Raw genomic sequence first — 22,875 nt, forward strand, 5'->3', positions numbered from 1 at the left:
TTTGAGGGAGATAATAATGAAAGCAGCGCGTTTTTATGACAGAGGCGATATTCGTATTGAAGATATCCCTGAACCAGAAGTCACTCCCGGCACTGTAGGTATAAAGGTGGCTTGGTGTGGAATTTGTGGTACAGATTTGCATGAGTTTATGGAAGGACCGATTTTTATTCCACCGTGTGGACATCCGCATCCTATTTCAGGCGAATCTGCACCGATTACGATGGGACATGAGTTTTCAGGTGTGGTTTATGCCGTAGGTGAAGATGTTGATGATATTGAAATTGGCCAGCATGTAGTCGTAGAGCCTTATATTGTGGCCGATGATGTGCCGACTGGACCGGGTGACAATTATCATCTTTCCAAAAATATGAACTTTATTGGTTTAGGTGGCCGTGGCGGTGGTTTGTCGGAGAAAATTGCGGTTAAACGCCGTTGGGTACACCCAATTTCCAATAAAATTCCGCTAGATCAGGCAGCCTTAATTGAACCGTTATCGGTTGGTCATCATGCTTTCGTACGTAGTGGTGCAAAGGCTGGTGATATTGCACTGGTTGGCGGAGCTGGCCCAATTGGTTTATTACTTTCGGCAATTTTAAAAGCGAAAGGGCTTAAGGTTATCATTACTGAGCTAAGTGCAAAACGTAAAGAAAAAGCCAAAGAGTCGGGAGTCGCAGATTATATTTTAGACCCATCAGAAGTTGATGTTGTTTCTGAGGTCATGAAAATCACTAATGGCGATGGTGTCGATGTCGCGTTTGAATGTAGTAGCGTTAACAAGGTATTAGATACTTTGGTTGCGGCAGTGAAACCAACATGCGTTATTGTTATTGTTTCGATTTGGAGCCATCCAGCATCAATTAATGTGCACAGTGTAGTAATGAAAGAGCTTGATGTAAGAGGCACAATTGCCTATGTAAATGACCATCAAGAAACCATTAAACTGGTCGAAGAAGGTAAAATAAATCTGGAACCTTTTATTACGCAGCGCATCCAACTTGATGATTTGATTTCACAGGGTTTTGAAACCTTAATTCATAACAATGAGTCGGCAGTTAAGATTATTGTACATCCATAAATAAGTACTTAAGCCTATAAAAAAGAGCGATGATTCGCTCTTTTTTATTAAAGTAAATTGTTGTTCTTGGCTTCAATAATAGGAGGTAATGGCTGTCCTAAAGAGCTTAGAGACTCTCGCTCAATTAAGCGAACAATTGAATCAAGCGGTAAATCATTTTCTTGCAAACCGAAAGGTTCTTCAATTTGAGCACTTAAAGCATCTAGCCCTAAAAACATATAAGCGATTAAGCCAACAATAAGCGGTGTCCAAATACCTAAAGCTGCTTCAAGGCTAAACGGTAAAATAAAACAAAAACAGTAAACAGCACGATGTAAAAGTACTGAATATGAGTAGGGTAAAGGTGTACCGGCAATACGGTCACAACCCGCTTGAATATTGCCTAGCTCAACAATATGACGCGTCAGAGTGCTATAGATAATGTCACTAATTTCGCCGTCTTTTAGAGATTTGACTAAATCTTTTTGAATATTTTCGAGTACAAATTGTGGTGCATTAATATGCTCATTTAAATAATCGAGTGAAGAGTTATTTAAATACGCATGTTCAAGAAATTTGGTTGGTTCGGCGGTTTGTTGACGTAAGCGATCACGCAATAAATTGCTAAAAATTAAGACCTGATGAATTAAATGTTCACGTTGTTCATTGGATAAAACATGGCTGTCTCTAACAATGTGTCTGGCATTGGCAATTAATGCGCCCCAAAGTTTGCGACCTTCCCACCATCGATCATAACAGGCATTATTTCGAAAACCCGTACAAATGGAAAGAATCACGCCAAAGATAGTAAATCCGATCGCGGGTACGGTAGGAATTTGAATCCAATGATAATAAGAGAGCCAGACCACACATGCTGAAATAAGTACAACAAAACTTAGTGCTGGTAAAACCTTGGGTAGAACAGTTCCTTTCCATGCAAATAAGAGTTTAAAAACGCTGCTTTTATCGCGAACAATCATAGAAAGCCTTTGAACTAACGGACCTAACCAACTGCAATATGATACGCCTTAGATGAGCTAAATACCTAGCTAAAGCTTGTGCTTTTGTCTGTATCGCCAAAGAGTAGTGCGGCTAATTCCAAAAATATTCGCGACCATATTCAGGTTATGGTTATATTTTTCTAAAGCTGCTTGCACATTTTCCGGGCTCAGCTCTGTATTTGTCTCGGGTAATTTAACGTAATCCTCAGCATTTAAGAGCTCGTTCGGTAAGTCTTTGACTTCAATTTCAACCTTACCATTTGCCATGGTTAACGCATAAAGCAGAGTGTTTTTTAGTTCACGAACATTTCCCGGCCAGTCATAGTTCAATAAAACCTGCATGGCTTTTTGATTAATATGGCGAGGCATCGATTCGAGTTGGGCTGAGCTTTCTTTTAAAATTTGATCGACAATAAGAGGAATATCGACTTTTCGTTCTCTAAGTGGGGGTATAAAAATTGGAATCACACGCAAACGGTAGAGTAGATCATGGCGGAAACGCCCAGCCTTAGCTTCTTCGCGTAAAGCTTTGTGTGTTGCGGTAATAATTCGGACATTGGCCTGAATCGGTTTTTCACCACCAACTGGCGTAAATTCCCCTGTTTCTAATACGCGTAATAATTTAGCTTGCAGCTCTAAAGGAATCTCGGCAATTTCATCTAGAAACAACGTTCCGCCAGCAGCACGTTCAAACACGCCTTTATGGTCACGAATTGCTCCTGTAAAAGCACCTTTCACATGCCCAAATAGTTCACTTTCTAAAATATTGGCATTGAGAGCAGCACAGTTAATTGCTACAAAAATCTTATTTTTACGTTGGCTATAATCATGAATTGCTTTTGCCACAAGCTCTTTACCACTACCAGATTCACCGCGGACAAGCACTGGAAATTCAGTAATTGCCACTCTTTGAATAATTGAAAACATACGGGTCATTTCTGGCGAGCAGCTATTAAAAACCTTGGACAAGTCTTGCAACTGTTCTGTTAGCTCTACTTGATTAGCAATATCATTCTCTATGTTAATAGGCTGTAAAATATGTAGCTTTCCGATAATGCGATGCTCGGCAATATAAATATCATGTTCTTGATAGATAAATCGCTGTCTCATTTTAGGAGTATTGATCTCAAGATATTGATTGTGATGGTCTTGAGTAAGCGCTGCCATACTCTCTACAGAAATATCGTCTGTATTAAATTTATAGTGAATTGCTTGAGTCGTTGTGTCTGCTAAAAACAGGCTCGCATTTGGGAAGAGAGCCTTAAGCTGCTCAAATAAAATATAAAAATTCTGTTCTGACTCAAAATTTAGCTTTGCCATTTTATATGTTTCACAATCGTTTCATTGAAACATACTTGAGTTTCATAGGAACATCAAGCTGAGTTCATTTTCTAAGTTTAGTTTTACTTATTATTTTAAACTTTTGATTTTTATATTTATTATTTAATTTTAAATAATTGGCATCTTATTTGCAAAATATAGGAAAGAAATAAATTATTAGGGTATAAATCATGTTCTTTAAGCAGTTTTTTGAAAAAGAAAGTTCGACTTATACATATATGCTTGGATGTGAAGAAACACGAGAGGCTGTTTTAATTGATCCAGTCGCATCAGATATTGAGATTTATGCAAAAGAATTAGAGCAGCATCAATTTACGCTCATCTATACCTTAGACACTCATGTTCATGCAGACCATATTACCGCTGCAAATTTACTTCGTGAACGTTTCCATTGCAAATCGGTTTTACACCGAAACTCAGAAGTAAGTTGCGGAGATATTTTAATTACTGATGGTTGCATGCTTAAAGTTAGCAACCTCAGTATTGAAGCGCGTTACACACCAGGTCATACCAATGCTTGTACGAGTTACCTAGTTGGAAACATGATTTTCACTGGTGATGCATTATTAATTGACGGCTGTGGTCGAACTGACTTCCAGCAAGGTAATGCAGGTACACTTTATGACAGTATTCATAAACAACTTTTTAGCTTGCCTGACGAGACTATTGTGTATCCGGGACACGATTATAAAGGTCGTCTGTCTTCAACAATTGGTTATGAACGCTTAAATAATTCACGTCTAGGTCAGAATCGCTCGCGTGAAGATTTTATTGAATTAATGAATAACTTAAATCTGCCATATCCAAAACAAATCGATAAAGCACTTCCTGCTAATCAGGCTTGCGGCTCAATTTCACAATCATAAGAAGGTGGCAATATGGAACTTAAACGAGTTAATCAAGATTTTTATGTTGCTGGCCAGATTACAGTCGACGATATTGCAAAAATTGCAGATCAAGGAATAAAAACTCTGATATGTAACCGTCCAGATGGAGAAGGTGCAGATCAACCCAATGTAATTGAAATTGAAGAAGCAGCTCAGCGACATAGTCTAAAGGTAATTTATCAACCTGTTACCAGTGGCAAAATTACCGATCAACAAGTTACCGAGTTTAAGCAGCTTTATCAGAATGCCCAAAAGCCCGTTTTAGCATATTGTCGCTCTGGTATGCGTGCAATCAGTTTGTGGGCTTTGGCTGAAGTTGCTCCACAAGATGCAGCACTGCTAGTTGAAACGGGTAACAAACTTGGTTTTAACTTAAAAGGCTTAGTGCCACGTATTTTAAAACATGATTATGAACCAGCGACAATTCCTTGTTATAGCGTTGTGATTGTGGGCGCTGGAGCAGCAGGAATTTCTGTAGCATCGAGCTTACTGTCTCGCGAACCTCATTTAGATATTGTCATTATTGATCCGGCAGACACCCATTATTATCAACCGGGTTGGACCATGGTCGGTGGCGGTATTTTTAAGCCACAAGTAACTGCACGCTCAATGGCAAGTGTGATTCCTTCAAAAGTGAAATGGATGAAAGCTGCGGTTGCCGGATTCGACCCTGAACATAATCAAGTCATTTTGGAAGGATGCCAGCCCATCCAATATAAAGCATTGGTTGTCTGTCCCGGTTTAAAACTGAATTGGCATGGCATTGAAGGTTTAGTCGAAACCTTAGGTAAAAATGGGGTGACGTCTAACTATCGTTATGATTTAGCACCGTATACATGGGAACTTGTGCAACAGCTAAACGGTGGAAAGGCAATTTTTACCCAGCCACCTATGCCGATTAAGTGTGCAGGTGCTCCTCAAAAAGCGATGTACCTTTCAGCGGATTACTGGTTAAAGCAAGGCAAACTTAAAGATATCTCTATCCATTTTTATAACACTGGTGCTGTTTTATTTGGTGTGAAGGAATATGTGCCTGCACTCATGCAATACGTCGAAAAATATGGCTCTGAACTTCACTTTAATCATCAACTGGTCAAAGTAGATGGGCCTGCAAAAAAAGCATGGTTTAAGGTCGTGAATGATGAAAATGCAGCATTAATCGAAACTAATTTCGATATGTTGCATGTTGTTCCACCGCAACAAGCACCTGATTTTATTCGTGCAAGTATTCTTACTGATGAAGCAGGCTGGGTGAGTGTGAATCCTCAAACCTTACAACACACACAGCATGCCAATATTTTTGCTTTAGGTGATGTGATGAATGCACCTAATGCCAAAACTGCTGCTGCGGCGCGAGCCCAAGCCCCAATCGTTGCTGTAAATGTGATAGCGCAGCTCAAGGGGGAGCCGGACTTCTGTGAATACAACGGCTATGGCTCATGTCCACTCACCGTGGAGCGTGGAAAAATCGTTCTAGCTGAGTTTGGTTATGGCGGCAAATTGCTTCCTAGTTTCCCAAAATGGGTGATTGATGGGCAAAAGCCATCTCGTTTGGCATGGTTACTTAAAGAGCAGATTTTACCGCCAATTTATTGGCAAGGCATGCTCAAAGGCCGCGAGTGGATGGTCAAACCTGAGCGAGGATAAACAAAGCAACGCTTTATCTTGAGAAGCGACTAAAGCTTCGCAAGAAGACGAGAACTATGCTCGAGTTAAGAGGGTGAATCAAAGCAACGCTTTGTTCTGAGAAGCGACTGAAGCTTCGCAGGAAGACGAGCTCTATTCACTCACTAACCAGCAGTCTACTGCAAATGATGTATATGCAATTTTAGGCTTTTGATATGTTATTACTTGTCGTTGAAGGCATCGTGATTGGCTTTTTACTTGGTCTTACTGGCGCAGGTGGCGGTATTCTTGCTGTACCCGCGCTTATGACAAGTCAAGGCTGGACAGTGGCTCAAGCAGCGCCGATTGGATTGCTTGCTGTTGCGCTATCTACACTCATTGGAACTATTGAAGGCTTATTTAAAAAGATAGTTCGTTATCGCGCTGCTATTTGGATTGCCTTAATTGGTGCACCTATGGCACATATCGGCATTTTAATTGCCAACGCGATTTCACCTGTCTGGCTCATGTTAATGTTTAGCTTAGTCATGTTTACAGTGGGTTATCGACTTATTAGTAACCGAGTATCAGATTTTCATAACCCGCCGTGTCAGGTCAACCCAAGTACTGGACGCTTTATCTGGAATTTTAAAACTGGTGGCGTGCTTGCCAGTATCGGGATTATTGCGGGGCTTTTAACTGGCATGCTAGGGGTTGGTGGCGGCTTTGTAATTGTACCAGCGCTTAGAAAAGTCACAAATTTGGATATGCATAGTATTGTTGCAACCTCACTTATGATTATTTTCCTTATTAGTGGCATAAGTATTGTGATGCATATTGCAGAGGGTTTTCACTATCCAGTAGCAATCACTAGTGCGTTCGCACTCGCATGTGCATTTGGTATGTTATTAGGGCGCCAAGCTATTCGTTTTATTCCAGCGTCAATTGTACAAAAAGTCTTTGCTTTAATGGTTTTTGCTGTCGCAATTTATATGGTTATTAAGATTGTTAATCTAACAAATATCTAAGATATATAGTATTTTAACTATCCTTATGAATACTAAATTTCCAGAGATAAGATGTTTAAATTGTCTTTGGAAATTTCATTTAAAGCATTTAAAATTTTGAGAAAGCGATATGAAGCGAGTTAACGTGGCAATTTGCGGTTTTGGACGGATTGGACAACAAATTGCAGAGCTCCTTTTAAATCGATCGACGTACTATAAACAAAAATATCAAATTGATGCCCGTTTAGTGGGTGTCTGCAACTCATCATCAGGCTTAATTGATCAAGAGGGTTTTCAGACTTCAAAGTGGCTAGATAAAACACGATTTCAGGAAGGTCTAACAGAGCAAAAGTTTTTAGAACAGGTTCAAGCAGATGTCATTATTGAGACCGGACCCAGTGATTATGTGACAGGTGGGAAAGGCTTATTTTATTTAAATTATGCTTTAACACACAACATGAATGCGATTGCGGTATCTAAAGGTGCTTTAGTCGTAGATGGTAAAAAATTAGTTAACTTGGCACATCAGCACAATAAAAAACTATTTTTTAGCGGTGCGACAGCTGCTGCCTTACCAACTGTTGATTTGTTTGAATATAACTTAGCAGGCTGTCAAATTTTAGAAATAGAAGGTGTGTTTACAGGCACCACGAATTTTATTTTAAATGATATGTTGCAACACGGATGCGCATTTGCAGAATCTCTTGAAAAAGCTCAAACAAAAGGTATTGCGGAACCTGACAGTTCATTCGATGTAGATGGATGGGATACCGCGGCTAAAATTACCATATTAGCCAACACTGTTTTGGGGGCTGATATAAAAATTCAAGATATTCCAAGACAAGGAATCGGTCATGTCACACCCGATCATATTCGTGACTGGAAAAAAGAAAATGTAATTCCTCGTCTGGTCGGTTTTATTCATGTTAAAAATCAGCAAATTGAAACAGGTGTTGAATTAAGGTTAGTCCGAGCAAATCATGCGTTTGCTCATCTGCAAGGTTCTCAAAAATGCATTCGGGTGTTAACACAAGAAATGGGTGAATTTGTGGTCAGTGGAGGGGCATCTGCGCCTTTAGCCACAGCAGCCGCAGCTTTAAAAGATTTTGAGCTGATGTTAAAAACGGGCTACTAAAATTAATTATGATTTATAAAAAAGCAGGCTTTAAGCCTGCTTTTCACAATTTTTTTGGGTGTTAAATAACTTCTTTCCAATTTCAAACTTACTAAACATTAAGTAATTACCAAGTAAGATTAGCAAAATTCCAAATACAGCATTTAAAGTCCACTCATATCCTTCAAAGAAAGTAGAAACTGTTAAAGCAACTAAAGGAAAGAGCAACGTGCTATAGGCTGCTTTGGCTGCGCCAATTCGTCCAACTAAAGAAAAATAAGCAGAGAACCCAATAACTGTGCCAAATACAGCTAAGTATAGTACCGAGCTTAAAAATGGGAAATTCATCGGCGGCATTAAATCTTGTCCAGTAAATAAAGCTAGACTTAGCATCACCAATGCCCCATAAGTCATGGCATAACAATTTGTTGAAAAAATATTTAGGCCACGTTTTTGGTGTCTAACACTAATCATATTCCCTAAAGAAAAACCGTAAGTGCCTATTGCACATAGCCCAATACCCATTAATAACTGTGCATTAAACTGACTATTAATCAGGTCATGCCAAAACAGTAAAACAATACCACTTAGACCCAAAAGTGCAGCTGGCGCAAAGTTTGGAGAAGGTTTCTGCTTAAAAAAGATAAGTGCATTAATGGCATTAAAGAAAACGGCCATTGAAAAAATGACGGACTCTAAACCGCTATTTACATATTTAACAGCGGTATAAAAACAAATAAAGTTTAGGCCAAAAACACAAAGACCCTGCAGCATACAGAACAAATGATCTTTTAAAGCAATTCGCTGTAATTTTCCTGAAAATAGTAAAACAACCCAAAGTAATAAGGCTGAAATGGCAAAACGCCATAAAATTGCAACGACGGGTGTTGCATAATAGCTCTGAACGGCAATTCCAATCCATGTTGTTCCCCAAATCAACACCACCGCAACATAGAGTAAAATATTCATAACTTCATCCTCGATTACCAAGCTTAAGTATCTAGGAATGCTTCATTTTTCACGTATATATTCTTGTGTAGTACATGCAAGATCTTGCGTTTTTTATATGTCTGAACTAGCTGAATTTTACTGAATATGGTTAACTTAAGCTCAATGATATTCGTTTTAATTTTGCATGGCCTATCAAACTTTAGAACAGCTACAGCAATCTAAAGCCAAGCTTCACGAAACTGTGGTGCTTGATGAAAATATGCAACTTGCATTTTGGTCTAATCAGCAAGATCGTGTAAGTGTCTGTAGCGACCACCATACTTTGAGTCTCTATATCCAAGATGGTTATGAAAGTTATCAAAAAACACCTGCAGGCTGGAAAAATGGTGGCGGGCCAGGGCGTTTTTGTTTGTTGCCTGAGCATCAAGAGTCGACTTGGGATATACGAGGTGGGCTTAAATTTGTTCACTTGTATTATACAGACCAACATTTACGTGATGTTGCCGAAAAAATATGGGACAAAGAACCTAATCAAATTGAGTTAAACGAAGTTGTCTTTAATGACGATGAACGGATTCGAGCACTTTATCAGTTCTTCTTGCTAGATTGCGATTGGCAAGATTCTTCAAATCATTTGCAAATGAGTACAACAGCAAGTTTATTGCTAAATCATTTAATTAGAAGATACAGCAGTGTTCAATGGCAACAGCCTATTATTAAAGGTGGGTTGGCACCTCATAAGCTCAAATATATTCAGGAATGGATTGAAGATCATCTAGATCAGGCTCTCACTTTGTCTGATTTGGCAAATGTTGTGAATTTAAGCGAATACCATTTTGCTCATATGTTTAAACAGTCCATGAATATGGCGCCTCACCAGTATGTCATGCAAAGACGTTTAACTAAGGCAAAAGGACTCATTCAGTCATCTCAGCTTTCTTTACAAGACATTGCCCTAGTATGTGGTTTTAGTTCAGCAAGTCATTTAAGCCATCGTTTTAAACAGTTTTATGGCATGAGTCCTTCACAATTACGTTAAAGAACTCATGACTAATTTCTATAAAAGATAAACCCCTAAACCAATCAGTGCCGAAGCAAAAATGACATACAGCACATTAATGTTAAATCGGAATAAAGCAATAAATGCAGCAAGAGTAATGAGGGCTGCAACAATGTCAAAATGCCCTGTAAAGCCTTGTGGCCATAACACATGATAACTAAAAAATAGTGCTAAATTTAAAATGACGCCGACCACAGCCGCGGTAATTGCAGTGAGTGGTGCAGTAAATTTAATTTCGTTATGTGTAGACTCAATAATCGGCGCACCCGCAAAAATAAAGACAAATGAAAATAGAAAGGTAAACCAAGTCACAATAACTGCACCGAGTGCTCCAGCAAAAAATAGATGCTCAGAACCAAGTAGTGAATGATTAACACCTCCTAAAAAACCAACAAAGGCAACGACCATAATCAGTGGACCAGGAGTAGTTTCACCAAGTGCCAAACCATCAATCATTTGTGTAGGTGAAAGCCATCCAAAATGATTGACAGCGCCTTGATAGACATAAGGTAAAACTGCGTAAGCGCCCCCAAACGTAAGCAGCGCAGCTTTAGTGAAGAACCATGCCATTTGGGTATAAGAGTGATGCCATCCGAAATATACGCCTAAAGCTAAAATGGGTAATAACCATAAAATGATTGCTATAAAAATAAGTCTGGCTAACCGTGACCAGTGGAATTTAGCGTGTTCTGGTGTCGGAGTCTCATCATCAATAAATGCTGGGCCATAATCTTTTTGACTAGCTTTATGACCAGCAGTTGAGGAAAGTAGCTCAGGGTACTTTTTACTAACTAAATAACCTGCAATACCAGCGGTTAAAACGATAAGCGGGAAAGGAAGCTTTAAGACAAAGATGGCAAAGAACGCCGCAATTGCGACGACCCATAAAAACTTATTTTTAAGCGAACGACTACCTATACGGTATGTCGCATGGAAAACAATTGCGGTGACGGCAGGCTTTATCCCGTAAAAAATACCCGCAATAACAGGAACATCTCCAAATTTTATATAAACCCAAGACAGCCCAATTAAAATAAATAAAGAGGGTAATACAAATAAAATACCGGCAACCAAACCTCCCGCAGTTCTGTGCATAAGCCAACCAATGTAAGTTGCTAATTGCTGCGCTTCAGGTCCAGGTAACAACATGCAATAGTTCAGTGCATGTAAAAATCTTTTTTCTGATATCCAGCGCTTTTGTTCAACCAATTCCTGATGCATCACAGCGATTTGTCCAGCAGGCCCCCCAAAGCTAATAAAACCAAGCTTGAGCCAAAATAAGAAGGATTGCCAGAAGGTGACTTGTTCCACTGAATCATCAGGGGTATTTAATTGTTTTTGTTGCATATTATCCCCTAAAAAATAATAGTAATTTTTACGTTTATGGCACAACGGAGTATGTTTTATAGCATAACAAACACAAATGTATTTTTTATGATAACCATTTAACTTTTATAGATAGCTATTAATTAATTTATTGATATTCATTGAAATTATTTTTTTAACTAAAGTTATCGCTTTAAATTATTTCCAAAGCTGAAACATTTTAAACATTATTTGCTCAAGTTGTTATAACAGGTTGTAAGCCGTGAGCCAGCTACCCCCAGATGCTAAAAATCATAAGCCTCTTTACGATCAGTTAAGGGAACTCATCCTTAACAAAATTGTAAATGGCGAATACGCCGTACTGAGTCAAATTCCATCTGAAAACGAGTTTGCTGAACAGTTCGGTGTAAGCCGAATCACAGTTCGCCAAGCACTCAACCAATTACAGTTGGAAGGCTATATTTTTAAGGTGCCAGGTAAAGGGACCTTTGTAAGCAAGCCAAAAACGTTCCAGAACATTTCAAGTTTGCAAGGTTTTGCAGAAGCAATGTCATCTGCTGGTCACGAAATTTTAAACCGTGTCATCTCGGCCGAGCTTAGGCAGGTCCCGATGCATGTAGTACCGAAATTAAAGTTACCTGTTAAAGCCAATGTGTATGAAATTCAGCGTGTTCGTTTACTCAACCGTCAGCCAGTATCGTATGAGTTGACTTATTTGCCAGAACATATTGGTTTGAAACTTAAAGAAAAAGCGATTGATTTACGCACAACCGATATTTTCAAAGCATTAGAACAAGAATGTGACATTCCTTTAGGGCATGCAGATTTAAGTATTGATGCCACTGTAGCGGATGAGGAATTAGCGGCCTTGTTGCAAGTCGAAATCGGAACTCCGGTATTACGGGTCGAACGTTTGACTCACGATGCAAATGGTCAACCGATTGACTATGAATATCTCTATTTCTCAGGCGATACCTTCCAGTACCGTTTACGTATTCATCGTTAATAACTCAAATAAAAATAAGGATTTTACAATGGAAACTAAATATCTTGAGTTTGATATTGTAGTGATTGGTGGTGGAACTGCAGGGCCAATGGCTGCGATTAAAGCAAAACAAGAAAACCCCAATTTAAAAGTCTTGCTCATTGAAAAAGCGAATGTAAAACGCAGTGGGGCAATTTCAATGGGAATGGATGGGCTGAATAATGCTGTTATTCCGGGATATGCGACACCTGAGCAATACACCAAAGAAATTACCATTGCCAATGATGGGGTAGTTAACCAAAGCACTGTATATGCATATGCGAAGCATAGTTTCACAACCATTCAACAGCTCGATCAATGGGGCATTAAGTTTGAAAAAGATGAGACAGGTGAATTTGCAGTAAAAAAAGTACATCACATGGGGGCATATGTTTTACCAATGCCCGAAGGACATGATGTTAAAAAAGTTTTATATCGTCAATTAAAGCGTGCTCAAGTCAAAATTAATAATCGGATTGTCACCACAAAGCTTTTAAAAAATGAGCAAGGTGCAATCAATGGTGTACTCGGTTTTGACTGTCGTAGTGGTGACTTTTATGTCATTAAAACGAAAGCTGCCATTTTATGTTGTGGTGCCGCAGGGCGTTTAGGTTTGCCAGCTTCCGGCTACTTAATGGGTACTTATGAAAATCCAACCAATGCAGGTGACGGCTATGCAATGGCATATCATGCCGGTGCTGAGCTAGCCAATTTAGAGTGCTTCCAGATTAATCCGTTGATTAAAGACTATAACGGTCCAGCTTGTGCCTATGTGACTGGTCCTTTAGGAGGTTATACCGCTAACAGTAAAGGTGAACGTTTCATTGAATGTGACTACTGGAGTGGTCAAATGATGTGGGAGTTTTACCAAGAACTGGAAAGTGGTAATGGCCCTGTTTATTTAAAAGTAGATCATCTGGCCGAAGAAACCATTCAAACCATTGAAGAGATTCTACATACCAATGAGCGCCCAAGCCGTGGACGTTTCCACGAGGGCCGAGGAACCAATTATCGTCAAGATATGGTGGAAATGCATATTTCAGAAATTGGTTTCTGTAGCGGACACAGTGCTTCTGGCGTATGGGTCAATGAAAAAGCTGAGACTTCAGTTAAGGGATTATACAGTGCTGGCGATATGGCGGCCGTACCTCATAACTATATGCTTGGTGCATTTACTTACGGTTGGTTTGCAGGTGTAAATGCCGCGCAATACGTGAGTGCAGTTCAAGATAGCAAATTAAACCAAAGTGAAATAGAAGTAGAAAAAGCTCGAATATTTGCGCCACTGAATTGCTCAGAAGGTTTACCTCCAGAACAAGTGGAATATAAGCTGCGCCGTTTTGTAAATGACTATTTGCAGCCCCCTAAAACTCGCCAAAAAATGGAAATTGGGCTCAAGCGTTTTGAAGAAATTAAACAAGATATTAAGCGAATTTCTGCAAGGAACCCGCATGAGCTGATGCGTGCCGCTGAAGTTTCTTTTATTCGAGATTGCGCGGAAATGGCAGCAAGAGCTTCACTGTTTAGAGAAGAAAGCCGCTGGGGACTGTACCACTATAGAGCAGATTTCCCTCAAAAAAATAACTCGGATTGGTTCTGTCATGCGCATTTGAAAAAAGATGAACAGGGCAACATGGTCAGTTTCAAAAGGCCAATCGAGCCTTATGTGGTTCCGATTAATCAAGATGAAGCTGTGTCGTATGACCGTTTACGCATTCAAAAAGATGTTGCTCTAGCAGACTAAATAAATCAGGAATTCAAATCATGACTTTTATTTTTAAAGAAGTACAGCACCGTACTGTCGCACCCGTCATTATCGATGAGGATAAATGTATTGCTGATAAAGGATGCACTGTCTGTGTAGATGTTTGTCCAATGGACTTATTAGCAATCGACCCAACAACCCAAAAAGCTTATATGCAATTTGATGAATGTTGGTATTGCATGCCTTGCGAAAAGGACTGCCCAACAGATGCAGTCAAAGTAAATATCCCATACCTACTCAAATAATTAATTTGGAATACGCAACATGAGACAAAATAAATTGATCAATAAAAAACTATTACTCAGTAGTTTAATTGGTGCCATGGTACTCGGCACTTTGGGGTGCGGCAGTAAAACAGAAACTGTACGTGTCGCCATTGGTACACAAGACACGACCATTAACTGTGCAACAGGTGGGCTGCTCATTCGTGAATTGAATTTATTACCAAAATATTTGCCTAAAGATGGTAAATATAAACACGTTAAATATGACATTCAATGGAAAAACTTTACCTCTGGTGCACCACTTACCAGTGAAATGGTAGCTGGGCGTCTAGATTTGGGAGCAATGGCTGACTTTCCTGCTGTGAATAATTTAGCGGCATTTAAAAAAGCTGGCAAAGAAAGCATATTTTTAGCCCCTTTGTCAGGCAGTATTAATGGTAGCGGCAATGCGATTGTTGTTCCAATTGACTCAAAAGTAACATCGCTTAAAGAACTAAAAGGACAAACCATTTCTGTACCTTTTGCCTCAACTGCTCATGGACTGTTGCTACGAGCGATTCAGGCAGAAGGCTGGCAACTTGATAAAGATATTAAAGTGATTGCTCAGGCGCCAGAAGTAGCAGGGCCTGCCTTAAAAAGTCATAAGATTGCTGCGCATGCTGACTTCGTACCATTTGGCGAGTTATTTGCTTACCAAGGTTTTGCCAAAAAAATCTATGATGGTTCACAAGCAAAATCACCGACATTTCATGGTTCGCTTGCCAGCAAAGATTATGCACAGCAGCATCCAGAAGTTATAAAGGCTTATTTACAAGCAGCCATTGAAGCGAATCGTTTGATTCGCGAGCAACCTGAAAAATATAGTGAACTGATTGCTGAAAAAACCGGTATTCCTGCTGAAGTTGTTTATCTATTTCATGGCCCTTTAGATCTGCAAACTCGTGACTTAACGTGGAAACCTGAATATCGAAAAGCAACTCAAATCGCGATAGACACCTTAAAAGTTTTAGGCAAAAACGACGGTACGCTTGATGTAAATAAATTTATTGATAATCAATATATTAAGGATGCATTTCAGGCATCCGGACTTAATTACAGCCAGCAACTGGCCGACTATGCAAAATCACCTTTGGTTGCCAATGACGCATTAACGGGCCAACCCATCAAGACATTTGATCGGGTGACTCAAATTTGGGTAAAGGGTGAAGAAAAAGTGCGTAGCTATGAAACGCCTGAGCATGCTTTTTCTGATTTAAAGAAAATACAAGCCAATGGAAAAACGGTACGTGTGGTTTATAGCCAAGATCATCAGTCCGACATTAAGTTACTTGCTAATTTGGCATGGTATGCCACAGACAAAGCAGGAAAAATTCAAGCCTTTTTATTAAAAGATGATGCTGAAAAATGGGCTAAACAACAGGGCGGAAAAGTATATGACTTTAAAGCTATTCAGCTTGTAACACAGAGCTGATGTGTTGTCTTACCTAATGAGCAGGAGGTAACAAATGAGTAGTTTAGCCCAGACAAAACCTAATAACCAAATTACATTTTTGATTAAATTTTTTCGGCAGTTGAGATCATATCCAGCGCGTTTGAAAAGCTATGTCATTGCTTTCACATCTATAGCTTTTTGGATAGCAATTTGGCAAGGACTTGCTCAGTTTAAAGTAAATTTAGGCTTTGTGAACTTTAGCAATGTCCCGACACCTTTAGATGTCATTCATGCGCTATGGGCTTTTTTTCAACTCAGCGCTGCATTTGAACATGTTGAATCTAGTGTGTTTCGTGTAGTGATTGGTTTTGTGCTTGCGGCTCTAATTGGTGTAGGTATTGGTTTGTTGGCAGGACGTTACCAAAAACTGGCTGCCTTTCTAATGCCACCATTAGAAGTATTACGTCCAATACCAGCAGTTGCATGGATTCCTTTAGCAATTCTGATTTTTCCCTCATCAGAAGCTTCCATGATTTTTATTACGTTTATTGGGGCTTTATTTCCAATTTTATTAAACACCGTACATGGTGTTGGTGCAGTTGACCCAAGACTCGTTGCATCTGCAAAAAGTCTAGGCGCTTCTGATCTTGCCATCATTCATGAAGTCATTATTCCAGGTGCATTACCGAACATTATTACTGGTTTATCTATTGGAATGGGTACTTGTTGGTTCTGTTTAGTGACTGCCGAAATGATTTCTGGGCAACATGGAATTGGATATTTCACATGGGAATCTTTCACCTTGCAAAACTATAGCAATATCGTGGTTGGCATGGTGCTGATCGGAGCGTTAGGTATGTTTAGCAGTACATTGGTGCGTGTGATTGGAAACCGATTTACTCCATGGTATCAATTGAGGAAGTCTTAAAATGTCAATTACACAAGGCCATGTTCGTATTCAAAATCTATCGCTACATTTAGGGCAAGCTAAAAATCGTTTTCAGGCACTAGATCGGATTAATTTCGAAATACAACCGGGCGAATTTATTTGTTTACTTGGCCCATCGGGTTGCGGTAAATCAACATTATTAGGTGCTTTGGCAGGGCACTTACCAATTAGTTCTGGGTCTTTAACGGTCGATGATGAATCGATATTTGAACCGCATCCAGACAGAGGTTTGGTGTTCCAGCAACATACCTTATTTCCATGGAAAAGCGTGCTTGAAAATATTGCTTTTGGTTTGAAAATGAAGGGCATTGCTAAGCAAAAGCGTATTGAACAAGCTCAGAAAATGATTGATCTGGTCGGACTTAAAGGCTTTGAACATAAATTTCCAGCCGAACTTTCTGGTGGTATGCAGCAACGAGTTGAAATTGCGAGAGTACTGATTAATCAACCTCGCATTTTATTAATGGATGAGCCTTTTGGTGCCTTAGATGCTCAAACTCGTTTAAAAATGCAAATGCTATTACTCGAAATTTGGCAAGAAATCCAAACGTCGGTTTTATTTATTACCCACGATATTGATGAGGCACTTTTTTTAGCCGATCGAGTGTTGATTATGAGCCATCGCCCAGGACGAATTATTGAAGAAATTCCACTTAAGTTTGAACGTCCACGAGATGTTGAGCTTGTAACAAGTAGTGAATTTACAGCCATTAAAAAACATTGCATCCAGACTTTAAAAGAAGCTACTCAACAAGAAGAGTTAAGACGTTTAAATCCATTAGGGCTTGGAAAGAAATCACAAATTAAGGAATACGAATGAGTTTTTATTATCAAGCTTTAGATGACCTCGATGAATATAATCAGGAATTTCTTGCGCAGCTCAATGACCCAGATGAAAAGATTCTCTTTGTCGCTTTAATGAATATTGGCGATGAAGAAAATCCGGATTTACTCCCTTGGTTGCATGCAGCATTGCAACACGATTCTTCAGCTTTAGTTCGTCAAGAGGCAGCAAAAAAGTTAGAAAGTTGGGAAGATCCAACCAGTTTACAAGTATTGGCTCAAGCTTTATTTGATACAGATGTGAATGTGAAACAAACTGCCAGTCAAAGTTTAAGTGAAGTGAAAAATGCGGCATCAGCCCCAATCCTTGCGCCTTATTTAAAGCATACGGATACTTTTGCTCTTAGTGCAATTCTGCGTGCTTTAAAACCTTTACGACCACAGCAATTATTTGATGAGATATCTGCTTTAGTACACCATAAAAATGCATTTGTGCGCCGTGAGGCAGTCAGTGCATTAAGTTGGTTACAACAAGACCAAGCGATTACGATATTGGCAAAAATTGCAGAAACAGATACAGATGATGAGGTCCGCCGTATTGCAACAGGTGGTTTGGCTTATAGTCAGAGTATATCAACTGAGGTCATCCAAGCACTTCAACATTCTTTAACTTCGGAAAGTTGGCAACTAAGAGTGGAAGCTGCGCTCACGATTGGAAAATTACGTATTGTTCAGCTCGAAGCTCCTTTAATTCATACTGTATCAGACTTGTATTGGCAAGTACGTATTGCAGCAGTACGAAGCTTGGGACTACTCAAATCGCATCTAGCAGTAGCTCATTTGTCTGATAACTTTAAGCATGAAATTAGTAACTTGCGTAAAGAAGTCGCTTTAGCACTCGGCGAAATCGGCACATCAGAAGCTCAGACGTTATTGGAACAACATCAAAATGATCCAGATCCTGAAGTACGAAAAGCGATTCGTATTGGATTAAATCAAATTGGTGAGGTGAAGTATGCAAATCAGACCTGATATCCGTGTCGACACTATAAATAAGCAGGTTCACTTTATATGGACCGATGGCTCAAGCGTATGTTTGAGTCATCAAAGTTTAAGGGAAATTTGCCCATGTGGCTTTTGCCGAGCGAAGCGGATTAAACAAATTAAAATAGAGCATCAAAATGTTGAAGTGACAGCTATGTTTGATCAAGGTTATGGGGCCCAAATTTGCTTTAGTGATGGGCATGATAAAGGGATTTTTCCGTGGGCTTTTTTAAAAGAATTTGCTAAGGGATAAAAGATGCCTTCTGCTTGGGACAGAAGGCATTTTATTTAATTAATGATCATGTTCTAAATAATCTGGTTTTTTCGGAAGCGCAAGGCTACATAAGAAACAGATAATCAGCATGACTATCACATATATAAAGAAGGTATTTTCAATTCCGGCAGCTTTAAACTGTAAGGCAACTGAAGGTGCAGAACCACCAAACAGCGCATTACCTACTGCATACGAGAAACCTACACCTAAAGCCCGCACATGAGGTGGGAACATTTCAGCTTTTACCAAACCACTAATGGAAGTATAGAAGCTGAGTAACATCATCATAAAGATGAGTAGCAATGTAATGATGATCGGAGAATCTATATAGGCACGCATCCCGATCACCATGACTGGATAAATAAAAATGGCGGACAATAAGCTAAATGCCAACATTGAAGAGCGTCGCCCAATACGGTCCGAAATTGCTCCAAATACAGGTTGAGCACACATATAAACAAATAGCGCGAAGGTCATGATATAACCAACAGTTTTTCCATGCATCCCTAAGTTGGTTAAATAGGTTTTTGAATAAACGGTCTCTACATAAAACGTTAATGAACCGGCAGAAGTGTATCCAACCACCAATAAAAAGGTTTTCCAGTGTTTTTTAAAGAGTTCTCTTAAGCTGCCAGACTCTTTTCGTTCGCTGTCTTGATGAGAAAGCGTTTCTTCTAAACGACTACGTGCAAGCAAAGATAAAATTGCTGCGATACCACCAATAACAAACGGAATACGCCAGCCGCCATCATGTAATTGTTGTTCACTTAAGAACGTCAACAAAATAACGCCCAGTAAGCTTGCAAGCAATTGACCACCAGAGAGGGTGACATATTGGAAAGACGAGTAAAAACCACGCTGACCTTTTAAGCCTAATTCACTCATATAAGTGGCAACGGCGCCATATTCACCACCCACTGATAAGCCTTGAAGTAAACGAACAAGCAGTAACAGAAAAGGGGCAAATAAACCGACTTGATCATAAGTAGGCAAAGCTGCAAATAAAAAGGAGCTTAAAGCCATAAGACAAATTGATATGATCATCGACTTCTTTCGGCCATGTCGATCTGCAATACGACCAAATAGCCAGCTTCCAATCGGACGCATAAAGAAGCTTGCTGCAAATACCCCCCAAACATAAATAGACTTGGTCGTACTATCCATATCAGGTGCGGTTAAAGCTTGAGTAAAGTAAGCAGCAAATACTGCATAAATATAAAAATCAAACCATTCGACTAAATTACCAGAGGCTGCGCCTACAATCCCACCTATTCGACTACGTTTTTCTTCCTGAGTATATGTCATATTACATCCATCGTTTTGTAGACAAAAACTAGGAATTTTTTAGGTATGCTAAACAGAAAAGAGAATAAAATATTAAAAATCACTCAGCCCTGAGCACGTCCTTAAAATTCCTAACCATTCATTTTTTCTAATTTTAAAATTCGTTTCTAGTGAGATTACGTCCTTTTGTTCGATTTAAAGATATTTTAACCAATGATCGAACATTTCCTTACGCTCAATTTGATAATGAATTATATTTAAAATCATTGAGCTAATTTAATACCAGTATTTTTTCTATTCTCTTTCTCCTTTTTAGGTTCCATTTTGAGCTTAAGTGTAATTTGAATATTTGATAATACTTAAAAAGTTATAGTCTCAATTCTCAAGAAAATAAATAAAATTTATATAATGATAAGTTCAAAAATTCGGACAAAATTCACTTAATCGAAAAAATACAGAATGTGTTGTTTCTCAATATGTGTGCCTGTATTCTTGCGTGGCTGAAAATAGGGAGATAACCATTTTTAGCCTTATAAATTATGCTCGCAATAGCAGGTAACTATTCAATGGAAAGACGTTCGTTAAATCTTCACTTCATAACATGCTCTAAAACAGCATTAGCTTCATCTATTGCACTCATAACATCTGTCGTTTATGCAAATGAAGTGGAGGTTTCGCAGCTTCCAACCATTACTGTGAACGCTACACAAAATATTGATGCACTATATACGTCTAGAAAAGTTAATTTATCTTGCTTTCAAACTGGTGAAGTAAAAAAAGTTCCTGCATCTATTACTACCATTACATCTGAACGCATAGCAGATCAACACGCAAAAACACTCACCGATGTTATTAAAAATGATTCATCCTTAGGCGATGGCTACGCTGCTATTGGCTACTATCCAAACTTTGTAGCACGGGGTTTTGCACTCGATTTAGGTTCAAGTTATCTCATTAATGGCCATACCATACGTGGCGAGCAAAATGTAGCTTTAGAAAATAAAGAACAAGTTGAAATCTTAAAAGGCATTTCTGCAATTCAAAGTGGTATGTCGACGCCAGGTGGTGTTGTTAACTATGTAACCAAAAGACCTGCCGATGTTAAAAATATTACGGTCGATGCAAATTCAGAAGGCGGCTATACACTGGCAACGGATGTCGGCGGCTTTATTAATGATAATTTCGGTTATCGAATCAATCTAGCACATGAAAGTATTCATCCAAATGTTGATCATGCAAATGGTAAGCGTGAGTTTGGTTCAGTAGCTTTAGACTGGAAAATTAATGATCGTTCTAAACTACTGTTTGACATTGAAGCCCAGCATCAAAGTCAACGTTCTGTACCCGGCTATCAACTGCTTGATGGGCAAGAAGTACCAACAAATGTAGATCAAGACCGTTTATTGGGTTATCAGTCTTGGAGTAAACCTGTTGTAAATAATAGTGTAAATGCGAGCTTGAAATATCAATATGCATTTAACGATCAATGGAATGGTAGCTTAAGTGCATCACAAAGCCGTGTTGTGATTGATGACAATAGTGCTTTCCCATGGGGCTGTTATAGCAGCATTTGTGAAGTTACGGGCTTGGGCAATACTTTTGATAAACACGGAAATTATGATATTTATGACTTCCGCAGCCCAGATGACACACGTATAACTAATCAATTTGCTGCTGGGTTAAATGGCCAATTCAATACTGGCAATATTCAGCATCAAATCGCTTTCGAATTACAACGTACATATAAAACCTTAAAACACCATACACCACTGAATGTAGCAGTAGGAACAGGCAATATTTATGAAGATACGGTCGACTACAATCCTTCATTGGAAAGTCCAGGCGATCGTTACAAAGCTCTAGAGAGTGATCAAACTGCATTTACAATCTCTGACCGAGTTCAATTTAATGATCAATGGTCAACCCTACTTGGTGGAAAACTTATTCACCTTGATGAGCAAGCTTATAATTCAGATGGGCAGCAAAGCCGAGATACCTATTTAAATAAGTTTTTGCCACAATTAGCACTCATGTATAGTCCAACTGCTACGACTAATCTTTATGCTTCATATGCTAAAGGTTTATCAGATGGTGGCGAAGCTCCTTGGTTTGCTAATAATGCTCTAGAAGTTCTATCACCGAAAAATTCTGAACAATATGAATTTGGTGTTAAGCAACAAATACGCAACTTCTTATTAACAGCAGCTATTTTTGATTTAAAACAAGACAATCAATATAGCCAAGTGAATGTAGATGGAACTTTTGATTTTGTTGAGCAAGGCGAACAACACAATCAAGGTATTGAGTTAGGTTTAACAGGCGCCTTAACCGATACACTTGATGTAAGCTCTGGCATTACCTTTACCAAATCTCGTCTTGTTGATATTGATACTGACAGCTACAAAGGTCATCAAACTCAAAATGTACCAAAGGTACGCGCAACTGCACAGTTATCTTATAAAGTACCGTCAGTTGAAGGATTAAGATTACTCAGTGGTATGCAATATAGTAGCAGTAAATATGCAAACAAAGAGGGAACTGCAAAAGTAGGCGGATATAGTGTCTTTAATATTGGTGCTGCCTATAAAACAAATTTTGCTGGGCATGACACAACTTTTAGATTCAATATTGATAACTTATTTAACAAGAAATATTGGCGTGATGTAGGGGCATTTATGGGGGATGACTATCTGTTCTTAGGTAATCCTCGCACAGCTCAATTTTCTACAACTTTTAGCTTTTAAAAGTTA

Annotated in this window: 20 protein-coding genes; 15 read left to right on the top strand and 5 right to left on the bottom strand. The window is 39.0% G+C overall.

Annotated elements, in window-relative coordinates; all coding sequences use genetic code 11:
• Positions 1 to 16: 16 nt before the first annotated feature.
• A complete protein-coding gene (locus tag CSB87_RS18910) occupies positions 17 to 1,075 on the top strand; it encodes a 2,3-butanediol dehydrogenase (protein WP_004887332.1) in 1,059 nt (352 codons plus the stop codon).
• A gap of 47 nt (positions 1,076 to 1,122) precedes the next feature.
• Here CSB87_RS18910 and CSB87_RS18915 read toward each other — a convergent pair whose 3' ends face one another.
• Together CSB87_RS18915 and CSB87_RS18920 are read right to left on the bottom strand one after the other, a co-directional pair.
• On the bottom strand, positions 1,123 to 2,034 hold the full coding sequence (locus tag CSB87_RS18915; protein WP_004887330.1) for a bestrophin family protein: 912 nt from the start codon (positions 2,032 to 2,034) through the stop codon (positions 1,123 to 1,125).
• A gap of 69 nt (positions 2,035 to 2,103) precedes the next feature.
• On the bottom strand, positions 2,104 to 3,375 hold the full coding sequence (locus tag CSB87_RS18920) for a sigma-54 interaction domain-containing protein (protein WP_004887328.1): 1,272 nt from the start codon (positions 3,373 to 3,375) through the stop codon (positions 2,104 to 2,106).
• A gap of 191 nt (positions 3,376 to 3,566) precedes the next feature.
• Here CSB87_RS18920 and CSB87_RS18925 point away from each other — a divergent pair, with 191 nt between their 5' ends.
• The 4 genes from CSB87_RS18925 (at position 3,567) to CSB87_RS18940 (ending at position 8,030) form a co-directional block, all read left to right on the top strand.
• A complete protein-coding gene (locus tag CSB87_RS18925) occupies positions 3,567 to 4,262 on the top strand; it encodes an MBL fold metallo-hydrolase (protein ID WP_106105129.1) in 696 nt (231 codons plus the stop codon).
• 12 nt (positions 4,263 to 4,274) lie between these two features.
• Positions 4,275 to 5,930 carry a bifunctional protein tyrosine phosphatase family protein/NAD(P)/FAD-dependent oxidoreductase gene (locus CSB87_RS18930; protein WP_004887324.1) on the top strand — a complete coding sequence of 552 codons (1,656 nt, stop codon included), beginning with the start codon at positions 4,275 to 4,277 and terminating at the stop codon, positions 5,928 to 5,930.
• Positions 5,931 to 6,124: 194 nt separating this feature from the next.
• The gene (locus CSB87_RS18935; RefSeq protein WP_004887322.1) at positions 6,125 to 6,916 is read left to right on the top strand and encodes a sulfite exporter TauE/SafE family protein; all 792 of its coding nucleotides are present in this window, start codon (positions 6,125 to 6,127) and stop codon (positions 6,914 to 6,916) included.
• A gap of 109 nt (positions 6,917 to 7,025) precedes the next feature.
• Complete coding sequence (locus CSB87_RS18940; protein WP_004887320.1) at positions 7,026 to 8,030, top strand: homoserine dehydrogenase; 1,005 nt, start codon at positions 7,026 to 7,028, stop codon at positions 8,028 to 8,030.
• 30 nt (positions 8,031 to 8,060) lie between these two features.
• On the opposite strand, the gene CSB87_RS18945 is transcribed toward CSB87_RS18940, so the two are convergent.
• On the bottom strand, positions 8,061 to 8,978 hold the full coding sequence (locus tag CSB87_RS18945; protein ID WP_004887318.1) for a DMT family transporter: 918 nt from the start codon (positions 8,976 to 8,978) through the stop codon (positions 8,061 to 8,063).
• 166 nt (positions 8,979 to 9,144) lie between these two features.
• Here CSB87_RS18945 and CSB87_RS18950 point away from each other — a divergent pair, with 166 nt between their 5' ends.
• Positions 9,145 to 9,999, top strand: coding sequence for a helix-turn-helix domain-containing protein (locus tag CSB87_RS18950; protein WP_002050074.1), 855 nt, complete (start codon positions 9,145 to 9,147; stop codon positions 9,997 to 9,999).
• 18 nt (positions 10,000 to 10,017) lie between these two features.
• Here CSB87_RS18950 and chrA read toward each other — a convergent pair whose 3' ends face one another.
• On the bottom strand, positions 10,018 to 11,367 hold the full coding sequence (gene chrA / locus CSB87_RS18955) for a chromate efflux transporter (protein WP_004887316.1): 1,350 nt from the start codon (positions 11,365 to 11,367) through the stop codon (positions 10,018 to 10,020).
• A 241-nt stretch (positions 11,368 to 11,608) separates the two neighbouring features.
• On the opposite strand from chrA, the gene CSB87_RS18960 reads away from it, so the two are divergent.
• From CSB87_RS18960 to CSB87_RS18995, 8 genes are read left to right on the top strand one after another with little or no spacing between them, the layout of a single operon-like run.
• Positions 11,609 to 12,352 (top strand): GntR family transcriptional regulator, encoded by a 744-nt coding sequence (locus tag CSB87_RS18960; protein ID WP_004887315.1) that lies wholly within the window; start codon positions 11,609 to 11,611, stop codon positions 12,350 to 12,352.
• Between the two features lie 28 nt (positions 12,353 to 12,380).
• Positions 12,381 to 14,114 carry a fumarate reductase/succinate dehydrogenase flavoprotein subunit gene (locus tag CSB87_RS18965; RefSeq protein ID WP_004887314.1) on the top strand — a complete coding sequence of 578 codons (1,734 nt, stop codon included), beginning with the start codon at positions 12,381 to 12,383 and terminating at the stop codon, positions 14,112 to 14,114.
• A 20-nt stretch (positions 14,115 to 14,134) separates the two neighbouring features.
• On the top strand, positions 14,135 to 14,380 hold the full coding sequence (locus CSB87_RS18970) for a 4Fe-4S dicluster domain-containing protein (RefSeq protein ID WP_004887313.1): 246 nt from the start codon (positions 14,135 to 14,137) through the stop codon (positions 14,378 to 14,380).
• A 19-nt stretch (positions 14,381 to 14,399) separates the two neighbouring features.
• Positions 14,400 to 15,830: an ABC transporter substrate-binding protein gene (locus CSB87_RS18975; protein WP_004887312.1), complete on the top strand. Its 1,431-nt coding sequence runs from the start codon at positions 14,400 to 14,402 to the stop codon at positions 15,828 to 15,830.
• A gap of 34 nt (positions 15,831 to 15,864) precedes the next feature.
• Positions 15,865 to 16,719: an ABC transporter permease gene (locus tag CSB87_RS18980; protein ID WP_004887311.1), complete on the top strand. Its 855-nt coding sequence runs from the start codon at positions 15,865 to 15,867 to the stop codon at positions 16,717 to 16,719.
• Between the two features lies 1 nt (position 16,720).
• Positions 16,721 to 17,560: an ABC transporter ATP-binding protein gene (locus CSB87_RS18985; RefSeq protein ID WP_004887310.1), complete on the top strand. Its 840-nt coding sequence runs from the start codon at positions 16,721 to 16,723 to the stop codon at positions 17,558 to 17,560.
• Positions 17,557 to 18,555 carry a HEAT repeat domain-containing protein gene (locus tag CSB87_RS18990; protein WP_031952528.1) on the top strand — a complete coding sequence of 333 codons (999 nt, stop codon included), beginning with the start codon at positions 17,557 to 17,559 and terminating at the stop codon, positions 18,553 to 18,555. The genes CSB87_RS18985 and CSB87_RS18990 overlap by 4 nt, the downstream gene beginning before the upstream one ends.
• Positions 18,539 to 18,820: a gamma-butyrobetaine hydroxylase-like domain-containing protein gene (locus tag CSB87_RS18995; protein ID WP_001167101.1), complete on the top strand. Its 282-nt coding sequence runs from the start codon at positions 18,539 to 18,541 to the stop codon at positions 18,818 to 18,820. Before CSB87_RS18990 ends, CSB87_RS18995 begins: the two co-directional genes overlap by 17 nt.
• Positions 18,821 to 18,859: 39 nt before the next feature.
• On the opposite strand, the gene CSB87_RS19000 is transcribed toward CSB87_RS18995, so the two are convergent.
• Positions 18,860 to 20,146 (bottom strand): MFS transporter, encoded by a 1,287-nt coding sequence (locus CSB87_RS19000; protein WP_004887307.1) that lies wholly within the window; start codon positions 20,144 to 20,146, stop codon positions 18,860 to 18,862.
• Between the two features lie 518 nt (positions 20,147 to 20,664).
• Here CSB87_RS19000 and CSB87_RS19005 point away from each other — a divergent pair.
• On the top strand, positions 20,665 to 22,869 hold the full coding sequence (locus tag CSB87_RS19005; RefSeq protein ID WP_023188353.1) for a TonB-dependent siderophore receptor: 2,205 nt from the start codon (positions 20,665 to 20,667) through the stop codon (positions 22,867 to 22,869).
• The last annotated feature ends 6 nt before the right edge of the window (positions 22,870 to 22,875 follow it).

It is taken from the genome of Acinetobacter sp. AR_0276, assembly GCF_003000705.1.
GTDB classification, from domain to species: Bacteria; Pseudomonadota; Gammaproteobacteria; order Pseudomonadales; family Moraxellaceae; genus Acinetobacter; species Acinetobacter nosocomialis.

Bases quoted from the DNA above. Each gene is read 5' to 3' on its own strand.
- CSB87_RS18910 (WP_004887332.1), top strand. From the start codon at position 17: ATGAAAGCAGCGCGTTTTTATGACAGAGGCGATATTCGTATTGAAGAT.
- CSB87_RS18915 (WP_004887330.1), bottom strand. From the start codon at position 2,034: ATGATTGTTCGCGATAAAAGCAGCGTTTTTAAACTCTTATTTGCATGG.
- CSB87_RS18920 (WP_004887328.1), bottom strand. From the start codon at position 3,375: ATGGCAAAGCTAAATTTTGAGTCAGAACAGAATTTTTATATTTTATTT.
- CSB87_RS18925 (WP_106105129.1), top strand. From the start codon at position 3,567: ATGTTCTTTAAGCAGTTTTTTGAAAAAGAAAGTTCGACTTATACATAT.
- CSB87_RS18930 (WP_004887324.1), top strand. From the start codon at position 4,275: ATGGAACTTAAACGAGTTAATCAAGATTTTTATGTTGCTGGCCAGATT.
- CSB87_RS18935 (WP_004887322.1), top strand. From the start codon at position 6,125: ATGTTATTACTTGTCGTTGAAGGCATCGTGATTGGCTTTTTACTTGGT.
- CSB87_RS18940 (WP_004887320.1), top strand. From the start codon at position 7,026: ATGAAGCGAGTTAACGTGGCAATTTGCGGTTTTGGACGGATTGGACAA.
- CSB87_RS18945 (WP_004887318.1), bottom strand. From the start codon at position 8,978: ATGAATATTTTACTCTATGTTGCGGTGGTGTTGATTTGGGGAACAACA.
- CSB87_RS18950 (WP_002050074.1), top strand. From the start codon at position 9,145: ATGGCCTATCAAACTTTAGAACAGCTACAGCAATCTAAAGCCAAGCTT.
- chrA (WP_004887316.1), bottom strand. From the start codon at position 11,367: ATGCAACAAAAACAATTAAATACCCCTGATGATTCAGTGGAACAAGTC.
- CSB87_RS18965 (WP_004887314.1), top strand. From the start codon at position 12,381: ATGGAAACTAAATATCTTGAGTTTGATATTGTAGTGATTGGTGGTGGA.
- CSB87_RS18970 (WP_004887313.1), top strand. From the start codon at position 14,135: ATGACTTTTATTTTTAAAGAAGTACAGCACCGTACTGTCGCACCCGTC.
- CSB87_RS18975 (WP_004887312.1), top strand. From the start codon at position 14,400: ATGAGACAAAATAAATTGATCAATAAAAAACTATTACTCAGTAGTTTA.
- CSB87_RS18980 (WP_004887311.1), top strand. From the start codon at position 15,865: ATGAGTAGTTTAGCCCAGACAAAACCTAATAACCAAATTACATTTTTG.
- CSB87_RS18985 (WP_004887310.1), top strand. From the start codon at position 16,721: ATGTCAATTACACAAGGCCATGTTCGTATTCAAAATCTATCGCTACAT.
- CSB87_RS18990 (WP_031952528.1), top strand. From the start codon at position 17,557: ATGAGTTTTTATTATCAAGCTTTAGATGACCTCGATGAATATAATCAG.
- CSB87_RS18995 (WP_001167101.1), top strand. From the start codon at position 18,539: ATGCAAATCAGACCTGATATCCGTGTCGACACTATAAATAAGCAGGTT.
- CSB87_RS19000 (WP_004887307.1), bottom strand. From the start codon at position 20,146: ATGACATATACTCAGGAAGAAAAACGTAGTCGAATAGGTGGGATTGTA.
- CSB87_RS19005 (WP_023188353.1), top strand. From the start codon at position 20,665: ATGCTCGCAATAGCAGGTAACTATTCAATGGAAAGACGTTCGTTAAAT.